This window comes from Streptomyces sp. KLMMK, assembly GCF_036961605.1.
Lineage (GTDB): Bacteria > Actinomycetota > Actinomycetes > Streptomycetales > Streptomycetaceae > Streptomyces > Streptomyces telluris.
The window spans coordinates 59,357-79,998 of record NZ_JBAMDC010000001.1; the positions used below are offsets into that span (position 1 = coordinate 59,357).

Annotated in this window: 13 protein-coding genes; 6 read left to right on the top strand and 7 right to left on the bottom strand. The window is 72.6% G+C overall.

Annotated elements, in window-relative coordinates:
* Nucleotides 1–109 precede the first annotated feature (109 nt).
* On the bottom strand, nucleotides 110–1,390 hold the full coding sequence (locus tag V7793_RS00285) for an MFS transporter (protein ID WP_335580784.1): 1,281 nt from the start codon (nucleotides 1,388–1,390) through the stop codon (nucleotides 110–112).
* Between the two features lie 100 nt (nucleotides 1,391–1,490).
* On the opposite strand from V7793_RS00285, the gene V7793_RS00290 reads away from it, so the two are divergent.
* Both V7793_RS00290 and V7793_RS00295 read left to right on the top strand, forming a co-directional pair.
* Nucleotides 1,491–1,943, top strand: coding sequence for a winged helix-turn-helix transcriptional regulator (locus V7793_RS00290; RefSeq protein ID WP_335580785.1), 453 nt, complete (start codon nucleotides 1,491–1,493; stop codon nucleotides 1,941–1,943).
* 147 nt (nucleotides 1,944–2,090) lie between these two features.
* Nucleotides 2,091–2,270, top strand: coding sequence for a hypothetical protein (locus V7793_RS00295; RefSeq protein ID WP_335580786.1), 180 nt, complete (start codon nucleotides 2,091–2,093; stop codon nucleotides 2,268–2,270).
* 117 nt (nucleotides 2,271–2,387) lie between these two features.
* Here the strand turns inward: V7793_RS00295 and htpG are convergent, their stop codons facing one another.
* Both htpG and V7793_RS00305 read right to left on the bottom strand, forming a co-directional pair.
* Nucleotides 2,388–4,337, bottom strand: a complete 1,950-nt coding sequence (gene htpG, locus V7793_RS00300) for a molecular chaperone HtpG (RefSeq protein WP_335580787.1) — start codon at nucleotides 4,335–4,337, stop codon at nucleotides 2,388–2,390.
* A 97-nt stretch (nucleotides 4,338–4,434) separates the two neighbouring features.
* On the bottom strand, nucleotides 4,435–5,208 hold the full coding sequence (locus V7793_RS00305) for a thioesterase II family protein (protein ID WP_335580788.1): 774 nt from the start codon (nucleotides 5,206–5,208) through the stop codon (nucleotides 4,435–4,437).
* A 256-nt stretch (nucleotides 5,209–5,464) separates the two neighbouring features.
* Here V7793_RS00305 and V7793_RS00310 point away from each other — a divergent pair, with 256 nt between their 5' ends.
* The 3 genes from V7793_RS00310 (at nucleotide 5,465) to V7793_RS00320 (ending at nucleotide 16,040) form a co-directional block, all read left to right on the top strand.
* Nucleotides 5,465–13,147, top strand: a complete 7,683-nt coding sequence (locus V7793_RS00310; protein ID WP_335580789.1) for an SDR family NAD(P)-dependent oxidoreductase — start codon at nucleotides 5,465–5,467, stop codon at nucleotides 13,145–13,147.
* Complete coding sequence (locus V7793_RS00315) at nucleotides 13,144–14,691, top strand: MFS transporter (protein ID WP_335580790.1); 1,548 nt, start codon at nucleotides 13,144–13,146, stop codon at nucleotides 14,689–14,691. Before V7793_RS00310 ends, V7793_RS00315 begins: the two co-directional genes overlap by 4 nt.
* A gap of 272 nt (nucleotides 14,692–14,963) precedes the next feature.
* The gene (locus V7793_RS00320; RefSeq protein WP_335580852.1) at nucleotides 14,964–16,040 is read left to right on the top strand and encodes an FAD-binding oxidoreductase; all 1,077 of its coding nucleotides are present in this window, start codon (nucleotides 14,964–14,966) and stop codon (nucleotides 16,038–16,040) included.
* 24 nt (nucleotides 16,041–16,064) lie between these two features.
* On the opposite strand, the gene V7793_RS00325 is transcribed toward V7793_RS00320, so the two are convergent.
* From V7793_RS00325 to V7793_RS00340, 4 genes are all read right to left on the bottom strand, one after another.
* The gene (locus tag V7793_RS00325; RefSeq protein ID WP_335580853.1) at nucleotides 16,065–17,270 is read right to left on the bottom strand and encodes an RNA polymerase sigma factor; all 1,206 of its coding nucleotides are present in this window, start codon (nucleotides 17,268–17,270) and stop codon (nucleotides 16,065–16,067) included.
* Between the two features lie 18 nt (nucleotides 17,271–17,288).
* On the bottom strand, nucleotides 17,289–17,696 hold the full coding sequence (locus V7793_RS00330) for a YciI family protein (protein WP_335580791.1): 408 nt from the start codon (nucleotides 17,694–17,696) through the stop codon (nucleotides 17,289–17,291).
* Nucleotides 17,697–17,800: 104 nt separating this feature from the next.
* Nucleotides 17,801–18,958, bottom strand: coding sequence for a PP2C family protein-serine/threonine phosphatase (locus tag V7793_RS00335; RefSeq protein ID WP_335580792.1), 1,158 nt, complete (start codon nucleotides 18,956–18,958; stop codon nucleotides 17,801–17,803).
* 194 nt (nucleotides 18,959–19,152) lie between these two features.
* The gene (locus V7793_RS00340; RefSeq protein ID WP_335580793.1) at nucleotides 19,153–20,034 is read right to left on the bottom strand and encodes an NmrA/HSCARG family protein; all 882 of its coding nucleotides are present in this window, start codon (nucleotides 20,032–20,034) and stop codon (nucleotides 19,153–19,155) included.
* Nucleotides 20,035–20,128: 94 nt separating this feature from the next.
* Between V7793_RS00340 and V7793_RS00345 the strand changes: the two genes are divergently transcribed.
* The gene (locus tag V7793_RS00345; protein WP_335580794.1) at nucleotides 20,129–20,617 is read left to right on the top strand and encodes a MarR family winged helix-turn-helix transcriptional regulator; all 489 of its coding nucleotides are present in this window, start codon (nucleotides 20,129–20,131) and stop codon (nucleotides 20,615–20,617) included.
* The last annotated feature ends 25 nt before the right edge of the window (nucleotides 20,618–20,642 follow it).

Here is a 20,642-nt window from a genome sequence, read left to right on the forward strand (position 1 = left end):
GAGGTGGGCCACCGCGCCGGCGAGCAGTTCCTGCACAGTGCACAGTGCTGTGACTGCGGCCGCGCGCCCTCGCCGCACATGCTCCGCGGTCGGCTGACGGAATGGTTGCTCAGACTTCGCTGCGAGAGGTCACCTCGGCGGCAGGGTCAGGGGCGGCCGGGTCAGGGGTGTTGTGTCCGGTGAACGCCCACAGCACGAGCCCCAGGCAGCTGAACGCGGCGCCGAGTGCGCATACGGCGCCCCAGCCGGCCACCGTGTAGAGAGAAGTCGCGGCTAGGGCGCCTGTGGCGCTGCCGATCGAGTAGAAGACCATGTATCCGCCGATCAGCCGGCTGCCCGCGTCCGGGTGCAGCGCGTAGATCAGGGTCTGGTTGGTGACGTGGACCGCCTGCACGGCGAGGTCGAGGAGGACCACCCCGACGACCAGGGCCCAGAGCGAGCTGCGGGTGAAGGCCAACGGCAGCCACGAGACGGCGAGCAGCGCCAAGGCGATGCCGGTGGTCCGCCGGGAGAGTCCGCGGTCGTTCAGGCGGCCCGCCGCGGTCGCGGCCAGGGCTCCGGCGACACCGATGAGCCCCAGCGCCCCGATCGCGCTGTGGGGCAGGAAGTACGGGGCCTCGCTGAGCGGCAGCGCGACGCTGCTCCACAGGGTGCTGAAGGCGGCGAAGACCAGCAGACCGAACAGGGCCCGGAGCCGCAGCAGTCGTTCCCGTGCGAACAGGGTGATCGTGGAACGCAGGAGCTGTCCGTAGCGCAGGGTTGTCGGCGGAGCGTCACTGTGGCGCGGCAGCACTCGGTACAGGACCAGGGCGAGCAGCGCGGTGAGCGCCGCCGAGGCGAAGTAGACGGAGCGCCAGCCCGCGAGATCGGCCATGAGGCCGGATGCGGTGCGGGCGAGCAGGATTCCGATGACCACGCCGCTGGTGACCAGGCCGACGACCCGCCCGCGTCCGGCGGCAGGGGCCAGTGATGCCGCGAAAGCCACCAGCGTCTGCGTGACGACCGCGAACAGCCCCGTCGCGGCCATGCCTGCGAGGAGGATCGCCGCCGTGTGGGCAGCGGCTACCACGGTCAGTGCCATCACCAGGAGCAGTAACTGGGCCACGACGAGCCGTCTGCGGTCGGCGATGTCGCCCAGCGGCACGAGGAAGAACAGTCCCAGCCCGTATCCGACATGCGTGAGGGTGACCACGCTGCCGACGAGCGCCGGGCTCATGGCGAGGTCGCGGCCCATGGTCACCAGGAGTGGCTGGGAGAAGTAGACGTTGGCCACCGCCGCCCCGCAGGCGACGGCGAACAGCATGACGACGCGACGAGACAGGACGAACGCGGGGCCTTCCCCGCTTCCGGCCTCGATCGGTCGTGTGACGGCCTCACAGTTGCCGGGCATCAGCACTCCTCCGCATATCTGGTTTCATCTTGCTACCAATGGCGGCGACGGTAGCCCGCCTTGGTAGCATGTTGCAACCACTGCGAGAGTGAGGGACACCATGGTGACCAGGACGCGCTTCGACGACAGCGAATGCCCTGTCGCCCGGTCGGTGGACGCGATCGGCGACTGGTGGTCCCTGCTGATCGTGCGGGACGCCTTCGACGGAAGCCGGCGCTTCGGGGAGTTCCAGCGCAGCCTCGGCGTGGCGAAGAACATCCTCACCGCACGTCTGCGCACGCTGGTCGCCGGCGGTGTCCTCGAATCCGTCCCCGCCTCGGACGGCAGCGCCTACCGCGAGTACGTGCTGACCCCGAAGGGCAAGGCGCTCTTCCCCGTCATCGTGGCACTGCGGCAGTGGGGCGAAGAGAACTTCTTCGCCCCCGGCGAACCACACTCGGAGTTGGTCGACCGCCGGCAGGGACATCGCCTGCGTGCACTGGAAGTGCTCTCTGCGGACGGGCGACGGCTGGATCCCGACGACACCACCGTCCACAAGGTCTCCACCCCGTGATCCGAGCCGCATCCGGTACGCCCTGTGGACCAACGGTCACGGTGGGCGCCGGGCGGTGGGTGCAGGAGGGCGGGATGCGCCGCCCGCGCATGCGTGTGAGCCTGAAAACGTGGGCTGAACGGACGAGAGAGATGGGGGTTGGGGGTCATGTCCTGGCTGAGGAAGCACAAAAAAGAGGCGCATGCCGCCGAAGACGAGCGCGAGCAGCAGGACAGAGCGGCAGAAGCCGCGAAAGCACGGGAGGAGACGAAGGGCGACGCCTATAAGACGCCGCCCGAGCAGGACGTTCTCGGCTGGGGGCACTATCACGACTACCCCCCTGACTGATCCGGCTGGACCGCGGGTCAAGGCCTGGGCGTCGGCGGCCTGACTGCTGGCGGCCTGACTGCCGACGGCCTGCCCGTCACATCCCGGGGCAGGCCGCCGACACGTGGCGGAGCCGTCTTACAGCGCCCGCTCCAGGCGGTCCGCCATCAGCTTGACGAACCGGGCCGGCTCCTTCGGCTGACCGCCCTCGGCGAGCACCGCCAGACCGTGCAGGAGCTCGGCGGTCTCGGCGAGCGCCACGCGGTCCTCGCGCTCGTTGTACGCCTGGTTGAGGCCCTTCACCAGCCGGTGATCCGGGTTGAGCTCCAGGATCCGCTTGGCGCTGGGCACCTCCTGACCCATCGCGCGGTACATGTTCTCCAGCGCCGGGGTCAGGTCGTGCGCGTCGGAGACGACACAGGCGGGAGAGACGGTGAGGCGGGAGGACAGCCGCACCTCCTTGACCTCCCCGTCCAGCTGCTCCTTCATCCAGCCGAGCAGCCCGGCGTACTCCTCGGTCTGCTTCTCCCGCTCGCCGTCGGAGGCGTCCTCGTCCTGGGCGTCGAGGTCGATCCGTCCCTTGGCGACGGACCGCAGCTTCTTGCCCTCGTACTCGCCGACGGCGTCGGCCCACACCTCGTCGACGGGATCGGTGAGCAGCAGCACCTCGATGCCCCGGTCCCGGAACGCCTCCATGTGCGGGGAGTTCTCGATGCTCTGCCGGGACTCGCCGGCCAGGTAGTAGATGTCCTCCTGCCCGTCCTTCATCCGCTCCGCGTACTGCTTGAGCGTGGTCGGCTCGGTGTCGTGGTGCGTGCTCGCGAACGACGCGACGGAGAGGAGGACGTCGCGGTTCTCCGGGTCGGTGACCAGCCCCTCCTTCAGGACCGTGCCGAACTCCCGCCAGAACGTGGCGTAGCGGTCCTGGTCCTTGGCCATCATTTCCTTGACCGTGGACAGGACCTTCTTCGTCAGGCGTCGCCGCATCATCTCGATGTGACGGTCCTGCTGGAGGATCTCGCGGGACACATTGAGCGAGAGGTCCGCCGCGTCGACGACGCCCTTGACGAAGCGGAGGTACGGCGGCAGCAGCGCCTCGCAGTCGTCCATGATGAACACGCGCTTGACGTACAGCTGCACGCCGCGCTTGGAGTCCCGCGCGAAGAGGTCGTGGGGTGCGTGGGCGGGGAGGAACAGCAGGGCCTGGTACTCGAAGGTGCCCTCCGCCTGGAGCCGGATCGTCTCCAGCGGGTCGCGCCAGTCGTGGCCGATGTGCTTGTAGAGCTCGTGGTACTCGTCGTCGGTCACCTCGCCTCGCGGGCGAGCCCACAGTGCCTTCATGGAGTTGAGCGTTTCGGCTTGAGGCGCCTCGGCTTCGGGCGCCTCGGCTTCGGACGCCTCATCGCTCTTGCCGGCTGCGGCGGAGCCCTCGGGACCGGGCACCACCATCCGGATGGGCCAGGTGATGAAGTCCGAGTACCGCTTGATGATCTCCCTGATCTTCCACGGGGAGGTGTAGTCGTGGAGCTGGTTCTCCGGGTCGGCCGGCTTGAGGTGAAGCGTGACCGACGTGCCCTGCGGCGCGTCGTCGACCGTCTCCAGCGTGTACGTGCCTTCGCCGCGCGACGTCCAGCGGGTGCCCTGGCTCTCGCCGGCGCGCCGGGTCACCAGGGTGACCTCGTCCGCAACCATGAAACCGGCGTAGAACCCGACGCCGAACTGGCCGATGAGCCCCTCCGCCCCGGCCGCGTCCTTGGCCTCCTGAAGCTCCTGGAGGAACTTGGCGGTGCCCGAGTTGGCGATCGTGCCGATGAGCCGCCCGACCTCCTCGTACGACATGCCGATGCCGTTGTCCTGCACCGTGAGGGTGCGGGCGTCCGTGTCGACGTCGATGTCGATGTGCAGATCGGACACGTCGGCGTCGAGCGAGTCGTCCCACAGCTTCTCGAGACGCAGCTTGTCCAGCGCGTCGGAGGCATTGGAGACGAGCTCCCGCAGGAAGACATCTTTGTTCGAGTAGACCGAGTGGATCATCAGCTGCAGCAGCTGACGGGCCTCGACCTGAAACTCAAAGGTTTCAGTCGACATGTTCGCGAATACCTCACAGGTCCTGTCGCCAGATCTGACGGAAACCACTGTAAAACACCATGTCAGGGCAGTGGCTGGGATGTGGTGGGTAAGGCTGTTACAGACTGTCGCGCAGTGCGCCGGTGATGGGGCCGATGGCCCGAGGGGAGCTGACGCAGTGGTGAGGTACGGGGAGCGTGTGGTGGGTGAGGGTGTGGTGGGTCATCGGTTGCCATCGCCGGGCCGAGGCCACGGGGATGATGGCGTCGTCGCGGGCTGACCATACGGTGATGGGGTAGGCCAGCGGTCTGGGGCGCGGGCCGTACGTGTAGGCGTCGATCAGGGCGAGGTCGGCGCGGACGGCCCGCAGCACGGCGCCTCGCTCAGGCGTGTCCGTCCCGCCGGGCAGAGGGATGGCCAGGCTCTCGGTGAGAGCGACCAAGGAACCGTCCGTCATGGCCCCGCTGTTGAGGTCGAAGCTCGCGTACTCGGAGGGTGAGAAGGCGGCGCACACATGCAGGGCGAGGGCCGGGCGACGGCGTTGCTGGAGGTGCCAGGCGACCTCGTACCCGAGCAGCGCCCCCAGGCTGTGCCCGAGGATCAGCAAGGGCTCCGCCGTGTGAAGGAGCACGCTGTCGGCGAGTTCGGCGGCGAAGGCGACGAGGTCGGGGCCCGGTCCGGCTGCCGGCTCCGCCCCTGTGCCGGTCCCGCGGCCCGGGTACCGGGCCGTCAAGGGCCTCAGCTCCGGCGCGAGATGACGCGGCCAGAGCGAGAAGTCGCCGACGTCACCGCCCAATCCGGGGAGCAGCAGCACGGCCGCCTCCAGCCCGGGCCAGCCTCCTGCGGCGGGTAGCTCCCACAGTGGGCCGTCGCCGAGTGCTCTGCCTCTCACGGCATCCCCTCCCCCTTCGATGCCGCAGCGTCCTCGGCCCCCTGCGCACCGCCCCGAAGAGGAAGGCTTCCCCGGACCCGGCCCATCGAGTGCCCATTCCACTCTTTCGTGGGATGACCCGGTCACCGCTCTGCTTTCAGTTCCTCCAGGGGAAGGATCTCGGGCACGGGGAGCCGAGCGGGCACTGACGGGGGTGGCTGTGGAGCATGCGGTGAACGTCCGTGGTGGTGGCAGCGTCCACACCCATGATGTGGCTGTGGTCGGGATCTCCTGTCGCTTCCCGGGCGGTCTGAACGACCTCGGCTCGCTGTGGTCGGCTCTGATCGAGGGCCGGGACCTGGTCACACTCATACCGGCCGGGCGCTTCGACGCGGACGAGTTCACGGACGCCGACCCGCGGCGGCCCGGGCGCAGTTACACGTCCGCCGCCGGGGTTCTCGACGACGTCGCGGCCTTCGACGCGGACTATTTCTCCCTCTCCCCGCGCGAGGCGGCCCGCATGGATCCGCAGCAGCGGCTGCTGCTGGAGCTGGCCGCCGAGAGCCTGGACGACGCCGGTCTCGACCCGGCGGGACTGGCCGGGTCCGGCACCGGGGTCTTCGTCGGGGTGTCCAACCACTCCTACGGGAACCTCCAGCTCAGCCGCCCGGAGACCATCGACCGGCACACGATGACCGGATTGGCGAACGGCAACACCGCGGGCCGGGTCTCGCACGCCTTCGACCTGCGCGGCCCGAGCCTGGCGGTGGACACCGCCTGTTCGTCCAGCCTGGTGGCCCTGCACCAGGCGTGCGGGTTCCTCACCGCGGGCGGGGAGCTGGCGCTGGCGGCGGGCGTCAACGTCCTCGTCGGCCCGCACGAGTTCGTCGGCTTCGCCAAGGCGTCGATGCTTTCGCCCACCGGCCGGTGCCGTGCCTTCTCCGCTGCCGCCGACGGGTTCGTCCGCGCCGAGGGCGGTGCGGTCCTCGTCCTCAAGCCACTCGACCGGGCACTCGCCGACGGCGACCGCGTCCACGCCGTGATCGCGGCGACCGGCACCAACAGCGACGGCCGCACTCCGGGCCTGGCCCAGCCCAGCGCCGAGGCGCAGGCCGCCCTCCTGCGCCAGGTGTACGGCGCGCCCGGCCTGGATGCAGGCGAGCTGGTGTACATGGAGGCGCACGGCACCGGCACCCCGGTGGGTGATCCCCTGGAGTGCGAGGCCGTCGCGGCGGCTCTGTCCGGCAGGTGCTCGCCGGAGCGACCGCTGCCGATCGGGTCGGTCAAGACCAACCTGGGGCATCTGGAGTCCGCTTCGGGGCTGGCGGGGCTGCTCAAGGCCGTCCTCGTCCTGCGGCACCGGATCGTCCCGCCGTCCCTGCACGGGCTCCCGGCGAACCCGGCCATCGACTTCGCCCGCCTGGGGCTCGCGCCCGTGCCCGCAGCGCTGCCTCTGCCCCGTACTGCGGGCGGGCTGGTGGGCGTGAACTCCTTCGGATTCGGCGGCTCCAACGCCCACGCCGTCCTCGCCCCCTCCCCCGCCCCCGCCGCGCGGCAGGATCCGCCCGCGGGTCCCCGGCCCGTCCTGGTCAGCGCCCGCAGCCCCGCCGCCCTCGCCCGGGCCGCCACCGGACTCGCCGACCACCTCGACGCCGCGGATCCGGATGCGCGCGCGTTCTACGACATCGCGCACACCACGTTCCGGCGGCGCGGCAGGCACTCCTGGCGCGCGGCCGTCGTCGCCTCCGACGCGCGCACCGCCGCTGCCCGGCTGCGGGCAGCTGCCTGCACGCCCGCACAGGCGCTCGCGAGCGGCAGGGTCGCCTTCGTCTACAGCGGCAACGGCGCCCAGTGGACGGGAATGGGGCGCCGGCTCTTGGCCACCGCGGTCTCCGGGGCGGCGGGCGACAGCACGTCCGGTGCGGCTGCTTTCCGGCACGCCGTCGACGAGACCGACGCGGCCCTGTCGCCTCTGCTCGGCTGGTCCGTGCGCGACCAGCTGGCCAGGGGTGCCGACGCCGCCCGCCTTGCACGGACGGAAGTGGCTCAACCGCTCCTGTTCGCGGTGCAGGTGGGGCTCACGGCCGCGCTGGGAGCCTACGGGGTGCACCCGGCGGGAGTGGCCGGGCACAGTGTCGGCGAGGTCGCCGCCGCGTACGCGTGCGGTGCTCTCGACCTGGCCTCCGCCGCGGAGGTCATCGTCCGGCGCAGCCTCGCGCAGGCCCGCACCGCCGGTTCCGGGCGCATGGCGGCCGTGGGCCTGGGCCCCGACCGGGCGCGGGAGGAATTGTCGGCGTTCGGCGACGCACTGGAGCTGGCCGCCGTCAACAGTCCGCAGGACGTGACGGTCGCGGGCGACGAGGCCGCCCTCGACAAGCTGGCCGGACGGCTGGCCCGGCACGGCGTCCACTTCCGGATGCTCGACCTCGACTACGCGTTCCACACCGCCCGCATGGACCCGGTCGAGGCCGGCCTGCGCGCCGGCCTGGCCGGCCTGCGGCCCCGTCACGAGAGAACGGCGTTCGCCTCCACCGTGACCGGCGGCCTCCACCGGGGCCGGGACCTGACGGCCGAGTACTGGTGGGACAACGTCCGCCGTCCCGTGCACCTGCTGGGCGCGGTCGAAGCCCTGGCGGACCGCGGCTGCGACGCCTTCGTGGAAATCGGCCCGCATCCCGTCCTGGGCCACTACCTGCGCCGTATCCTCGCCGCCCACAGCGAGGAACCCGCCGCGGTCCTGCCGGCCCTCGTACGGGACCGGGACGGCGCCGAGGACCTCGAACAGGCCGTCGCCATGCTGCTCGCCGCCGGTGCCCGCACGGACGACGCTGTCCTCTTCCCCGTGCCGGGCCGGGTCCGGAGCCTGCCCGGCTACCCCTGGCAGCAGGACCGCCACTGGCACGGCACTCCCGGCTGGTTCCGGAACGGCTGCGGTGACGGCCTGCGTCACCACCCCCTCCTCGGCGAGCGCACCGGCCATGCCGAGCCCCTGTGGCAGCTGAGGATCGACCCCGTCCGCCACCGGTGGCTCGCCGACCACGTCGTCACCGGTGCCGTCGTCGTTCCTGCGGCCGCCTTCGCCGAAGCAGCCCTGGGCGCGGGCCGCCTCCACCACCAGGGCCCGGTGCAACTGGAAGACATCGCCGTCGAACGCGCCCTGACCCTGCCCTTCGACGACCCCGCCATGGACGTCCGCCTCCAGACGTCCATGGACGCGGCCGACGGCCAGGTCCGCATCACCAGCCGCGACGGCACCGGCCCCTGGCGCATGCACACCCGAGCCACGGTGCGCCGGCTCCTGCGGGAGCGACCGCCTGCCGAGGACGTACCCGCGCTGCAGTCCCGCCTGCCCTCCACCATCTCCGCGGAAAACGTCCGCGCCGCAGCCGCCGAAGCGGGCATCGTCTACGGGCCCGCCTTCAGCGTCCTCACCGCCCTGCACGTGGGGGACGGCGAGGTCCTGGCCCGCTACGCGCTGCCGGACGTCCCGGAAGCCGCCTCGGATCCGGGCGGCCGGGCGGCGTACGTCCTGCCTCCCGTGCTGCTCGACGGGGCACTTCAGGCAGGGGTGCCGCTGCTCGCCCGGGAAAGCTCCGGGACCGGGACCGAAGCTACGACCAAAGCCGAGGCCGGAACCGGGGCCTGCGCAGCACCCGGCGCCCCCTTCCTCCCCTCGGCCATCGCCGCCCTGCGGGTATGGGACGAAGCCCCCGCCGAGGGCTGGGTGCACGTGCGCAGCCGCGACGCCACCCCTCGCGAAGTGTGCTGGGACATCCGCCTGCTGGACGACCAGGGCCGCGTCACCGCCGAAGCCGACGGCTGCCGGCTCCGCCGCTTCGACACCGGCCGCGCCGCTCCCACGCACCTCACCACCGTCCTGCGCGCTGCGCCCCTCGCCCTGGGGCCCACGACGCCCGCACCCGCCGTCCCCGCGCCTCGCGAACTGGCCCGCGCGGCCTGCCGCTCCATGAGCGGACCTGTCTGGGACGCCGCCCGGTACGCCGAGGCCACCCGGCTCGACGACCGGCTCGCCGCGCACTTCACCCTGCGCGCCGTCCGCGCCGTGGCCCCCGCAGCCGCCTCGTTCACCCCCGGCAGCCTGATCACCGCCGGAGTGCTCCCGGTCTACCGCCGCCTGCTGCACGCCTCACTCGACCAGGCCGAACGGGCCGGCGTCATGCGGCGCGGCGACGACGGGGCCTGGACGGCAGCCGTCCGCCCCGATCCCCCCGGTGTTCTCGCGGACTTCGTACGAGCGGTCCCGGAAAGCGCCACGGAAACAGTGCTGCACACCTACTGCGGCACCACGCTGCCCGACGTGCTCCTCGGCCGCCGCGACGCCGTGGCCCTGCTCTTCGGCGAGAACACCCGCCATTGGGTGGAGAAGTACTACTCCTCCACCACCGTCGTGCGGCGCTGCAACGCCCTGGCCTCCGCCGTCATCCGTGAACTCGTCCGGCACTGGCCCGCCGACCGCCCGCTGCGCGTCCTGGAAGCGGGCGCCGGCACCGGGGGCCTGACCGCCGAGCTCCTGCGCGTCCTGCCGCCGGAGCGCGTCCACTACACCTTCACCGACCTGTCCGACACGTTCTTCCCGCGCGCCCGCGCCCGTTTCTCCGGGCACGACCACCTCGCCTACCGGGCGCTCGACCTCGACCGCGACCCGGAAGACCAGGGGTACGCACCGGGTTCGTACGACCTCGTGGTGGCCGGCAACGTGCTGCACGCCACCGCCCGGCTGCGGGAGAGCACCGGCCGGATCGCCCGCCTCCTCGACGAGGGCGGGTATCTGGTCACGGTCGAAACGCACGCCCTCGACCGGCTCCTGCCCTGCTTCGGGCCTCTGAAGAGCTTCTGGAGCGCCGACGACCCGGGCCTGCGCCCGGACTCCCCGCTGCTGACAGCCCTCCAGTGGGAGGAGCTGCTCACCGCACAGGGATTCGACGAAGCAGCCCACCTCGGCATGGACGGGGCGGGCACGGCGGACACCGACTACTCGGTGCTCGTCGCCCGGCGCGATCCCGCATCGGCCTGCCGATCGTCCGCGCCCCACACCGGCATCGGCACCGCCACCGGCCCAGTTACCAGCGCCGGTCCAGGCACCGGTGCCATCAGCCTCGATGCCACTGCGGGCGCCGGCACCACGGGACAGTCCCCGTCCCGCGCCCTCGCGACGTCCTGGATCATCGCGACCGAGCACCCCGGTGACCCGCTGGCCGAAGCACTCGCCGACGCCCTGCGCGCACCGGACGGTGGCCCGGTGACCGTCGTCCAGGCCACCGCCGACACCGGCCAGTGGGCCGCCTGCCTGCGCACCGACCCCGTACGGCCGACCCTCGTCCTCCTCCTCGCCGACACCGGCTGCCGGGAAACCGGAAGCGGCCTTCGCGACACCGGCCCGGCGGTGGACGGCGACGACCGGAGGGTGCTGGAGAACGCCGTCACCCGCACCGCCGTCCTGCGCGCCGTGGCCCAGGCGTGCGCCCTGCTTCCGCACGCTGCCGACCCCTCGCTGTGCCTGGTCACCCGCCCGTCGGGGGCCCTGCCCACAGCGGGAGCCCGCCCGTTCCCGCCCGACTGCGTGCCGTGGGCGGTGTCCCGCAGCCTCGCCAACGAAAAGTCCAGGCCGGCCGTCAGGCGGCTGACCCTCGCGCCGGGGCCCTCGCCCCGGCTCGACGCACGGCGGCTGGCCCACGAGCTGATGACGCCCACGGAGGACGACGAGGTCGTCCTCACGCCCGCCGGGCGGTTCGTGCCGCGGCTGCGCGAGCTGCCCGCCCCCACGGTCCCGGCGGGGCGGCGCCCGTACCGCCTGCGCCTGCGTCGGCCGGGGCTCGGATACGCCCTGGACTGGGTCCCCGCCCCCGACCCGCCGTCGCCCGGCCCGGGCGAAGTGGTGGTCGACGTCCGTGCGGCCGGGCTCAACTACCGCGACGCGTTGCTGGCGGCCGGCTCGCTGCCCCCGGGCGCCGAGCCCACGATCCCGGACGAGCACGCCCTCGGCCTGGAGGCCGCGGGCATCGTCACGGCCGCCGGGGAGGGAACGTCGCTGCAGGTGGGGGACCGCGTCTTCGCCTGCGCGCCCGGCGCCCTGTCCTCGCATCTCCTCGTGCCCGAGGCGTGCGCCGGACGCATCCCCGAGGGCATGTCGTTCGCCGAGGCCGCGACCCTGCCCGTGGCCTTCTTCACCGTGCAGCACTCCCTGGAGCACCTGGCCCGCCTCACGGCAGGCGAGACGGTCCTCGTGCACGGCGCCGCCGGCGGCGTGGGGCTGGCGGCCCTGCAGTACGCGCGACGCGTCGGGGCCCGGGTCATCGCCACCGCGGGCAGCCCCGCCAAGCGCACCCTGCTCGAACTGCTCGGCGCCGAGCACGTCCTGGACTCCCGCACGCTCGGCTTCGCCGACCAGGTGCGGGAACTGACCGGCGGCGACGGCGTGGACGTCGTCCTCAACTCCCTCGCGGGCGAGGCCCTCGCCCGCAACCTCGACGTGCTGCGTACCGGCGGTCGCTGCGTCGAACTCGGCAAACGCGACATCCACGGCGGCGGGCGGCTGCCCCTGCGCGCCTTCCGCAACAACCTGTCGTTCCACGCCGTCGACGCCCTCCAGATGTTCGTCCGGCAGCCCGAGCAGTCGGCACGCCACTTCCGCGACCTCACCCGGCGCGTCCACCAAGGGGCCTACCGTCCGCTGCCGTACCACCTCCACCCCGCCGACGAGATCACGGAAGCGTTCACGCTGCTGCACCGCTCCCACCACGTCGGCAAGGTGGTCATCGCCCTCGACCCCGCCCCGCACCTCACCGCGCTCCCCCGGCGTCTCGCCTGCGACCCGGCCGCCACCTACCTGATCACCGGCGGTCTCACCGGCCTCGGTGCCGCCGTCGCCGGTCTCCTGGCCGACCGCGGAGCCCGGCACCTGGCCCTGGTGTCCCGCCGCGGCCCCGCCACGCCGGGCGCCGGTGACCTGCTGGACGCACTGGCCCGCAAGGGTGCCACCGCCACGGCGTACGCCGCCGACGTCGCCGACCCCGCCGCTCTCGGCGACGTCCTCGATCGCATCGCCGCCACCGGGTTCCCCCTGCGGGGCGTCATCCACTCCGCCATGGCCCTGGGCGACGCCCTGCTGACCGAACTCGACGACGGAACAGCCGAGTCAGTGCTCGCCCCGAAGCTGCGCGGCACCATGCTCCTGGACCGCCTCACCCGCGCAATCCCCCTGGACTTCTTCGTCGTCCACTCCTCGATCTCCGCCACCGTCGGTCACCGCGCCCAGGCCGCCTACGGCGCCGGCAACCTCGCCATGGAGGGCATCGTCCGCGCCCGCCGGGCCGCGGGCGTGCCCGGCCTGGCCGTCGGCTGGGGCCTCATCGGCGAAATCGGGACCGCGGCCCTGGACGAGGTCAGCAGCGTGCTGGAACGCATGGGCCTCGCCCCCATGCGCACCGACGACATCCTCGCCTCCCTCGAAGACCTCATGACCCGCCCGCAGCACGGCGGACCCGCCGGCGCCGAAGCCGCACGCACCGGTGCCGGCCATGACGGCTCCGTCGTCATGGTCGGCCACTTCGACTTCGCCCGCCTCGCCGCGGTCCTGCCTGCCGCGCGCGGACCGCGTTTCGCCGGGGTCCTGCCTGCCGGCCAGGGCACCGCCGGCCACCGGAACACCACCCCGTCCGCCGGGTCCGACGCCGCACCGGCCCGCAGTACAGCCGAACTCGCCGACCTGCTGGCAGCGCTCATCGCCCGCATCACCCACCGCGCACCCGACCGCATCGACCGGACACAGGGGCTCGACACGCTGGGTCTGGACTCCCTCATGGCCACCGAACTCGTCGTCGCCCTCCAAAGCGAGCTGGCCGTCGAGATTCCCGCCATGGAAGTCGTCAACGCCGGCAGCATCAACGACCTCGCCGGACGTATCCGGACCCTCCTCGACCCGGCAGCCGACCGCCCATGACACCCACGTACGCGCGCCCCCGCGGCACCGGCCGCCGGACGTCCCCGCGGCTGGCCACGGCCGTGTTGTGCCTCGGGCTGTTCATCCTCGGCATGGACCTCACCATCCTCAACGTCGCCGTCCCCGCCCTGCGCAGCGACCTGCACGCAACCCTGGCCGAGGTCCAGTGGATCGTGGACGGCTACGCCCTGGCGCTCGGCGCCACCGTCCTGGCAGCCGGAAACGTGACCGACCGGGTCGGGCGGCGACGCTCCTTCCTGGCCGGACTGCTCCTGTGCGGAGCCGTCTCCGCGCTCGGAGCGCTCGCCCGCACGCCCGCCCAACTGGTCGCCGCACGCTGCGGCATGGGGCTCGGCGCCGCCCTGCTGATGCCCGCCACGCTCGCCCTCATCAGCAATCTGCACCACGAGGCCACGAGCCGGCGGCGGGCCATCGCCGCGTGGACCGCCACCGGCGCCGTCGGGGGCCTCACCGGCCCGCTCGTCGGAGGCCACCTCGTCGAAGCCTTCTCCTGGCGGGCCGCCTTCTGGATCAACGTCCCGCTCACCGCCCTCACCGCCGCGCTCGCGCTCGTCCTCGTGCCCCGCGCCGAGCAGCACGCCCCCGAAGCCGGCCGCAAGAGCATGGACACCGGTGGACTCGCCCTGTCCGCCGGCGGATTCCTCGCCCTCATCTGGGCGGTCATCGAAAGCCCCTCCCTGGGCTGGACCCACCCGGCCGTCCTGACCGCCTACGGGCTCGCGGCCGCATTGCTGTCCGCCTTCGTCCAGTGGGAGCGCCGTTCCCCCCACCCGATGCTGCCCCTGCCACTGCTGCGCGACGCCCGCATCGGCGCGGGCGCGGCCTGCCTCGCCCTGATGTCCCTCACCCTCTTCGGCGCGTTGTTCATCCTCACGCTCTATCTGCAGGGCGTACTGGGCTGCACCCCGAGCGAGGCGGGCGCACGCATCCTGCCGCTGCCGGGCGGGCTCGCCGCGGGTGCCCTTGCCGCGCCCGCCCTCATGTCCCGCCTCGGACGGCGTACCCCCGTAGTCCTGGGCCTGGCGCTCGTCGCCGCCGCCTTCGCCGTCCAGGCCGGCACCACACCGGAGTCCGGCTACGGGCGGGTCGTCGTCTTCACCGCCGTGGCCGGCATCGGCGCCGGCATGGTCGCCTGCGCGGCCACGGAATCCGTCATGGGAGCCGTCCCACCCCGGCAGGCCGCCCTGGGTTCGGCCATCAACGACTCGACCCGCCAGGTCGGAGCGGCACTCGGCGTGGCCGTCCAGGGCTCGGTCCTCACCAGCGCCTACACCCACGACCTCCGCACCCGTCTCGGCGGCCGCCTCCCGCCCGGCCCGCTGCCCCTGCCCGGCGCCACCGTGCCCCACGCGGCCCCCGGGCAGCTGGGCACCGCCGCGCGGGAGGCGTTCGTCAGCGCCGTGACGACCACGGCGCTCACGGCCCTGGCCATCACCCTGGCCACCGCACTGGTCACCTGGTTCTGGCTGCCTTCCGAAGCCTTGGACCGTCTCCCGGAGACAACCGGGGCCCCTGCCCCCTGAACTCAGCCCCACCGAACAGCAGGGACCCTCTGCACCTGAAGACGCCCACCGCCCCGGGCCGCTCAGGTCACCGCGGTACCAACGGGGATGGGCTGATGGTCCCGGTCTTCGGGGCGCGTCGGGGACCGGGCGGCCCCTCCTGGTGGGGCATTGGTCCCCGATCTTCCGTGCGCCCGGGCTGACCCGCTGTGCGACTGCTAAACCTGACGGTGGCCGCGGTTGCGCAAGGCCGGTGGGCCCCTTCCTGTTCCTGCTTCTTGCTGCTGGACGGCATGTTCAACCGCGGCAACCAGGCCGGCGGTTCGCAGCGGCGGGCGCTGGCAGGGGCCTTCGCCGCCTTCGCCGGAGCGCTGGCGGCCGACCCCGGGACCCGCCCCGACACGCTGCTCGCGCGCATCGCGCACAAGCACGTGGCCGTCGGTGTCACCGACGACCAGTACACGATCGTGCACAAGTACTTGTTCGCCGCCATCGCAGACGTACTCGGCGAGGCGGTCACCCCTGACGTCGCGGCCGCCTGGGACGAGGTCTACTGGCTGATGGCAGGGGCCCTCATCGCCCAGGAAGCCCGCCTCTGTCTCGAAGCGCAGGTACGGCCCGGGCATCCCTGGCGGCAGTGGACCGTCCTGGAGCGGCGGGAGGAGACCACCGACACCGTCTCCTTCCTGCTGCGCCCGGCCGACGGCGGTCCGGCGCCGCAAGCCCGCGCGGGACAGTACGTCAGCGTGCGGGTGAAGATGCCCGACGGCGTTCACCAGCTGCGCCAGTACAGCCTCTCCTCGGCGCCCGGCGACCAGGTCCGCCGGATCACCGTCAAGCGCCTCCACGGCCGCGGTGCACCCGATGGCGAGGTGTCGAACCTGCTGCACCGCACCCTGCGGGCGGGCGACGAACTCAGCGTCTCGGCGCCCTTCGGTGACGTGGTGCTCGACGAGAGCGACGCGCCGCTGGTTCTCGTCTCCGCAGGCATCGGCTGCACCCCGATGACCGGCATGCTGGCGCACCTCGCGGCCACCGCGTCCACCCGCTCCGTCAGGGTCCTGCACGCCGACCGCTCCCCCGCCGGCCACGCCCTGCGCGGTGACATGACCCGGCTGGTCGACGTCCTGCCCGCCGCGCGGGCCACGTTCTGGTACGAGCAGCCCACGCCGGAGGTGCCCGGCTCCCGGACGGGCCTGATGGATCTCGACGGGATCGTCCTGCCGACCGACGCGAGCGTGTACCTGTGCGGCCCCCTGCCCTTCATGAGGGCGATCAGGTCGCAGCTGCTCCGTGCCGGCATCGCTGCCCGCAACATCCGCTACGAGGTCTTCGGCCCCGACCTGTGGCTGGCGGACGCCGCCGCCTGACCGGGCGCCCGCCGCGCGCGCCCGTCAGCGTCCCCGGTGGGCGTTGAGCCGGGCGGCGCGACGCGTCAGGTGGTCGCGTTCGGCGAGGTTGGGCGCTTCGGAGGCCGCCTCGGCGTAGAGCCGTGCCGCGGTCGCCAGGTCGCCGTTGCGTTCGTGCAGGTACGCCGCCACCGCGGTGTAGCGGGGCATGGGGTATCCCCTGCTCGAAGAGCCTGGGGAGGAGTCGTCCAGCGCCGCGAGTGCCGCCAGGCCGGCGCCCGGTCCGTCGGCCTCGCCGACGGCCACCGCGCGGTTGAGCCGGACGACCGGGCTGTCGGTCAGGCGCGCGAGCTCGTCGTACCACTCGACGATCTGCACCCAGTCGGTCTCCTCGGCGGTGGGAGCGTCGGCGTGGAGCGCCGCGATGGCGGCCTGGGCCTGGTACTCGCCCAGCCGGTCGCGGGCGAGGGCCGCCTGCAGGATCCCGACTCCCTCGGCGATCGACTCGGTGTCCCACCGGCCGCGGTCCTGCTCGGCGAGCGGCACCAGGCTGCCGTCGGGCGCGGTCCGGGCGGCGCGCCGGGCGTGGTGGAGCAGCATGAGGGCGAGCAGCCCGGCCACCTCCGGGTGGTCGATCGCGGCAGCGAGCTGCCGGGTGAGCCGGATGGCCTCGGCGGCGAGGTCGACGTCGCCGGAGTAGCCCTCGTTGAAGACCAGGTAGAGGACGCGCAGCACGGTGGCGACGTCGCCGGGCCGGTCGAGCCGCACGCCGGAGACGGTGCGCTTGGCCCGGCTGATGCGCTGCGCCATGGTCGCTTCGGGCACCAGGTAGGCCTGGGCGATCTGGCGGGTGGTCAGCCCGCCGACGGCGCGCAGTGTGAGCGCGACCGCGGACGACGGCGTCAGCGACGGGTGGGCGCACAGGAAGTAGAGCTGGAGCGTGTCGTCCACCGCGGATACGGGCCCGGGTGCCGGCTCCTCACTGACGAGGTCTTCACGCCGGCGGCGGGCGGCGTCCGCTCGGGTCGCGTCGAGGAACCGGCGCCAGGCCACGGTGACCAGCCAGCCCTTCGGGTCCCGCACGGGTTGTCCCTTGCCCGAAGAGCTCGGGGAGGGCTCGTCCGGCCAGACGCGGACCGCCTCGGCCAGCGCGTCCTGCACGGCGTCCTCGGCCGCCGCGAAGTCGGCTCCGCGGCGGACGAGGATCCCGAGCACGCTCGGTGCGAGGCTCCGGAGCAGGACCTCGTTCACCTGGGTCGTCACGCGTCGTCACTCCGTGATGGTGGGCGGCGCGGCCAGGAACGGGCGAACCTCGAGCCACTCGTGGATGGGCTTTCCGCCGGCCCCGGGGGCGGCGGACAGTTCCCCGGCCAGTTCGACGGCGCGTTCGTGGCTGTCGACGTCGATGACCATCCAGCCGGCGATGAGGTCCTTGGTCTCGGCGAACGGGCCGTCGGTGACCGGCGGGCGCCCCTCGCCGTCGTAGCGGACCCACATTCCCTCAGGGGCGAGCGCCTGGCCGTCGACGAACTCGCCGGTCCCCTCGAGCCGGGCCGCGAAGTCGTTCATGTACTGCACGTGGGCCGAGATCTCTTCCGGCGTCCACTGGTCCATGGGCACGTCGTTCACCGCAGCGGGGGCGCCGCGGTAGTGCTTGAGCAGCAGGTACTTGGCCATCGTGGTTCTCCTCGGTGCTGGTGCGGCCCATTGTGGTCGCGTTCACTGCGGGGACGGAGCGGATCCCGCGTTCTCGACATCGCCGGCCAGGTTTTTTTGCCGTGTCAGTCGGCGACCGCCTCGATGTGATGGCCGGCGTCCTCGCTCCTTTCGACGAGGAGCATCGCCACGTCGTCCGCCAGGCTGCCTCCGGTGTGCCGGAGCAGCTCTTGGTGCAGGTGGTCGAGGAACTCCTGCGGGGTGGTGTCCGGGTGGACCGCTTCCACGACTTGGGGCAGGGGGAAGAAGGCGTCGTCGCGGTTGCGTCCTTCGATCACGCCGTCGGTGTACAGCAGCAGGCGGTCGCCGGGGGCGAGCGGGAAGGTCTCCGCCTCGGAGAGTCCGATGACGACGTCCTCGAGCCCCAGTGGTGGCTGCGGGGAGGCGGGCACGAGCATCCGGGCCTCTCCCCGGTGCAGTACCAGTGGGGGCGGGTGGCCGCGGTTGACCACGTCGACGACGGGCCCGTCCGGCACCTGGGCCACCAGCGCGGTGACGAAGCCCTCGACCAGGGACTCCTCGGCGAAGGCGCCCGGTACGGCGCGCTCGCGCCTCAGCGACGCCATGCAGTGGTCCATGACCTCGGCCAGGTCCCGTTCGTAGTGCGCGGCCTCCCGGAAGGCGCCGAGCACGGCCGCGGCCGCGCGCACGGCGGGCAGACCCTTGCCTCGGACGTCCCCCACGAGCAGCCGGACCCCGTACCGGGTCTGCACGGCTTCGTACAGGTCGCCGCCGATCTGTGCGCCCTTCTCGGCCGCGAGGTACATGCTGGCCGCCCGGAGCGGGCCCAGCCGGTCGGGCACGGGCCGGAGGACGACCTCCTGCGCCGCCGTGGCGATGCGGCGGACCTGGTCGAGCTCGTGCCGCCTGCGCGCACGTACGGCGCTGCTCGTCATGATGCTCGCCGCGGATACCAGGAAAAGCGCAAGGAAATTGGTGTAGACCTGCTGGCTTCCCCAGGCCTGGTTGTACGTCGCCGTGCACACGCTCACAGCCGTCGCGACGGCTGCTGCCGCGACGGTGCCCTTGGGGCCCATCGTGACCGCCGCCAGTGCGGGCGTCGCAGTGAGCAGAGGGCCGGTGTACAGGAAGTGCGCGGGTGAGAACTCGATGCCGATCACGATCAGGGCGAGCACGAACGGCAGGCATTGCCCCAGTGTGAACAGACCCCTGCTGTGGGTGCCCGTTCCTGGTCGAGGGGGTGAGCGGAAGAGCCACCGCATGTCTACAGACTCCCCCGTGGAGCCTCAGCGGTCCACTTGCGGCACCCGCCTCGCCGCGTGGGCGCCGCGCCCTCTCGGGGAGAGCGGCTACGGGACCGGGCGCGGAGGGGAGGGTTGCCCAGGCATCGGCGACGACGGTGTCGATGGCCGTGGTGAGGGTGGGGGTGTCGGCGTCGGCGGAGAGCGCCGGGCTGTCAATGATGTGAGGGCGCGGCGGACAGGAGCGCGGTCCAGTCCTGGTCGGCGGCCCAGTCGGAGAAGCTGTGCCAGCCGGCTTCGGGGTAGGCGCGGCGCAGCCCGGCGACATCGACGTCGAGGCCGGAGGTGGTGAAGTACTCGAACATGGCTGCCAGGTCGGTGGAGCGGGTCCGGACGTAGGCCAGGGGGACTTCGTGGTGCGCGACCGGGCGGCCGATGGCTTCCGCGAGGGAGTGCGCGATCTGGGCGGGGGTGCGTTCGTCGGAGGCGATGTCGATGCGCTGGGCGTTGAATTCCTCGCGGCGCCGGAGGACCAGTGCGGCGAAGGTGCCGATGTCGGCGGCGGGGATGAGGGTGAGCGGCCGGTCGGCGGGCATGGGCCAGGCGAAGGTGCCGTCGCGCAGTCCGTCGAGGGTCCAGCCGCCGGCGTAGTTGTCCATGAAGGCCGCCGGGGCGATCACCGTCCAGGGCACGCGGGAGGTGCGCAGGTGCTGCTCGATCCGGCGCTTGCTCTCGTAGTGCGGGACGCCGGTACTGCGGTCGGCGTGGGCCGCGGAGGTGAACACGATGTGCCCGAGGCGCGCGGCTGCCGCAGCGTCGATGAGGGCCTCGCCCTGCCGGGTTTCGGTGGCGGTGTCGGTGCCGAAGGGGGTGGTGACCGCAAAGAGGGAGTCGGTGCCCGCGAGGGCGGCCTCAAGGGTGGTGACGTCGTCGAAGTCGGCGCGGACGACGTCGGCTCCCAGGCGGCGCAGGGTGTCGGCGGCGGGCGAGGCGGGCCGGCGGGTGAGGGCGCGTACCCGGTGGCCGGCGGCCAGTAGCGCGCGAGCGGTGGCTCCGCCCTGGGCTCCGGTGGCCCCGGTGACGGCGACGGTGAGCATGGTTCTCCCTGAGAAGTAGAATATCTGCGTGGCGCATTAACTGCGCCACGCAGGAGACTACGAGATATCGCTGCGCCGCGCAGCGATTGGGAGGGTGATCCACGTGACAGACGCGCGCCGGTCCCGGCTCTACGAGGAGTTGTCGACGGAGTCCCGCCGCTACCTGGCGGCGTATGCGCTGTTCAACCAGGCTGTCGCCGATCACCTCGGCCTGCACCCGACGGACGTGCAGTGCCTGAGCCTGCTGACCGCCGAGCCCGAGCCGCTCACCGTCCGGCAGATCGCCGACCTGACCGGTCTGACCACGGGCTCGGCCACCCGGCTGGTGGACCGGCTCGAACGGGGCGGCTACGTGGCCCGCACGCCCGACAGTCAGGACCGCCGCAGAGTCCTGGTCACCCCGGTGCCCGAGCGCATCGCCCGGGTCACCGCAGTGTGGGACGACCTCGCCCCGGCCTGGCACGCGCTTCTCGACAGCCACAGCGAGGACGAGCTCGAGGTCATCACCCGGCACATGCGAAAGGCGCAGGACCTCAGCCACGCCCAGATGCGTCACCTGCGCTCGCGGCCCAAGCCGGACTGACGGCCCGGGGCGAGGAACCGTGGCG

Excerpts from the sequence above, each read along its gene's own strand:
- V7793_RS00285 (WP_335580784.1), bottom strand. The coding sequence starts at position 1,390 with ATGCCCGGCAACTGTGAGGCCGTCACACGACCGATCGAGGCCGGAAGC.
- V7793_RS00290 (WP_335580785.1), top strand. The coding sequence starts at position 1,491 with ATGGTGACCAGGACGCGCTTCGACGACAGCGAATGCCCTGTCGCCCGG.
- V7793_RS00295 (WP_335580786.1), top strand. The coding sequence starts at position 2,091 with ATGTCCTGGCTGAGGAAGCACAAAAAAGAGGCGCATGCCGCCGAAGAC.
- htpG (WP_335580787.1), bottom strand. The coding sequence starts at position 4,337 with ATGTCGACTGAAACCTTTGAGTTTCAGGTCGAGGCCCGTCAGCTGCTG.
- V7793_RS00315 (WP_335580790.1), top strand. The coding sequence starts at position 13,144 with ATGACACCCACGTACGCGCGCCCCCGCGGCACCGGCCGCCGGACGTCC.
- V7793_RS00320 (WP_335580852.1), top strand. The coding sequence starts at position 14,964 with ATGTTCAACCGCGGCAACCAGGCCGGCGGTTCGCAGCGGCGGGCGCTG.
- V7793_RS00330 (WP_335580791.1), bottom strand. The coding sequence starts at position 17,696 with ATGGCCAAGTACCTGCTGCTCAAGCACTACCGCGGCGCCCCCGCTGCG.
- V7793_RS00335 (WP_335580792.1), bottom strand. The coding sequence starts at position 18,958 with ATGCGGTGGCTCTTCCGCTCACCCCCTCGACCAGGAACGGGCACCCAC.
- V7793_RS00340 (WP_335580793.1), bottom strand. The coding sequence starts at position 20,034 with ATGCTCACCGTCGCCGTCACCGGGGCCACCGGAGCCCAGGGCGGAGCC.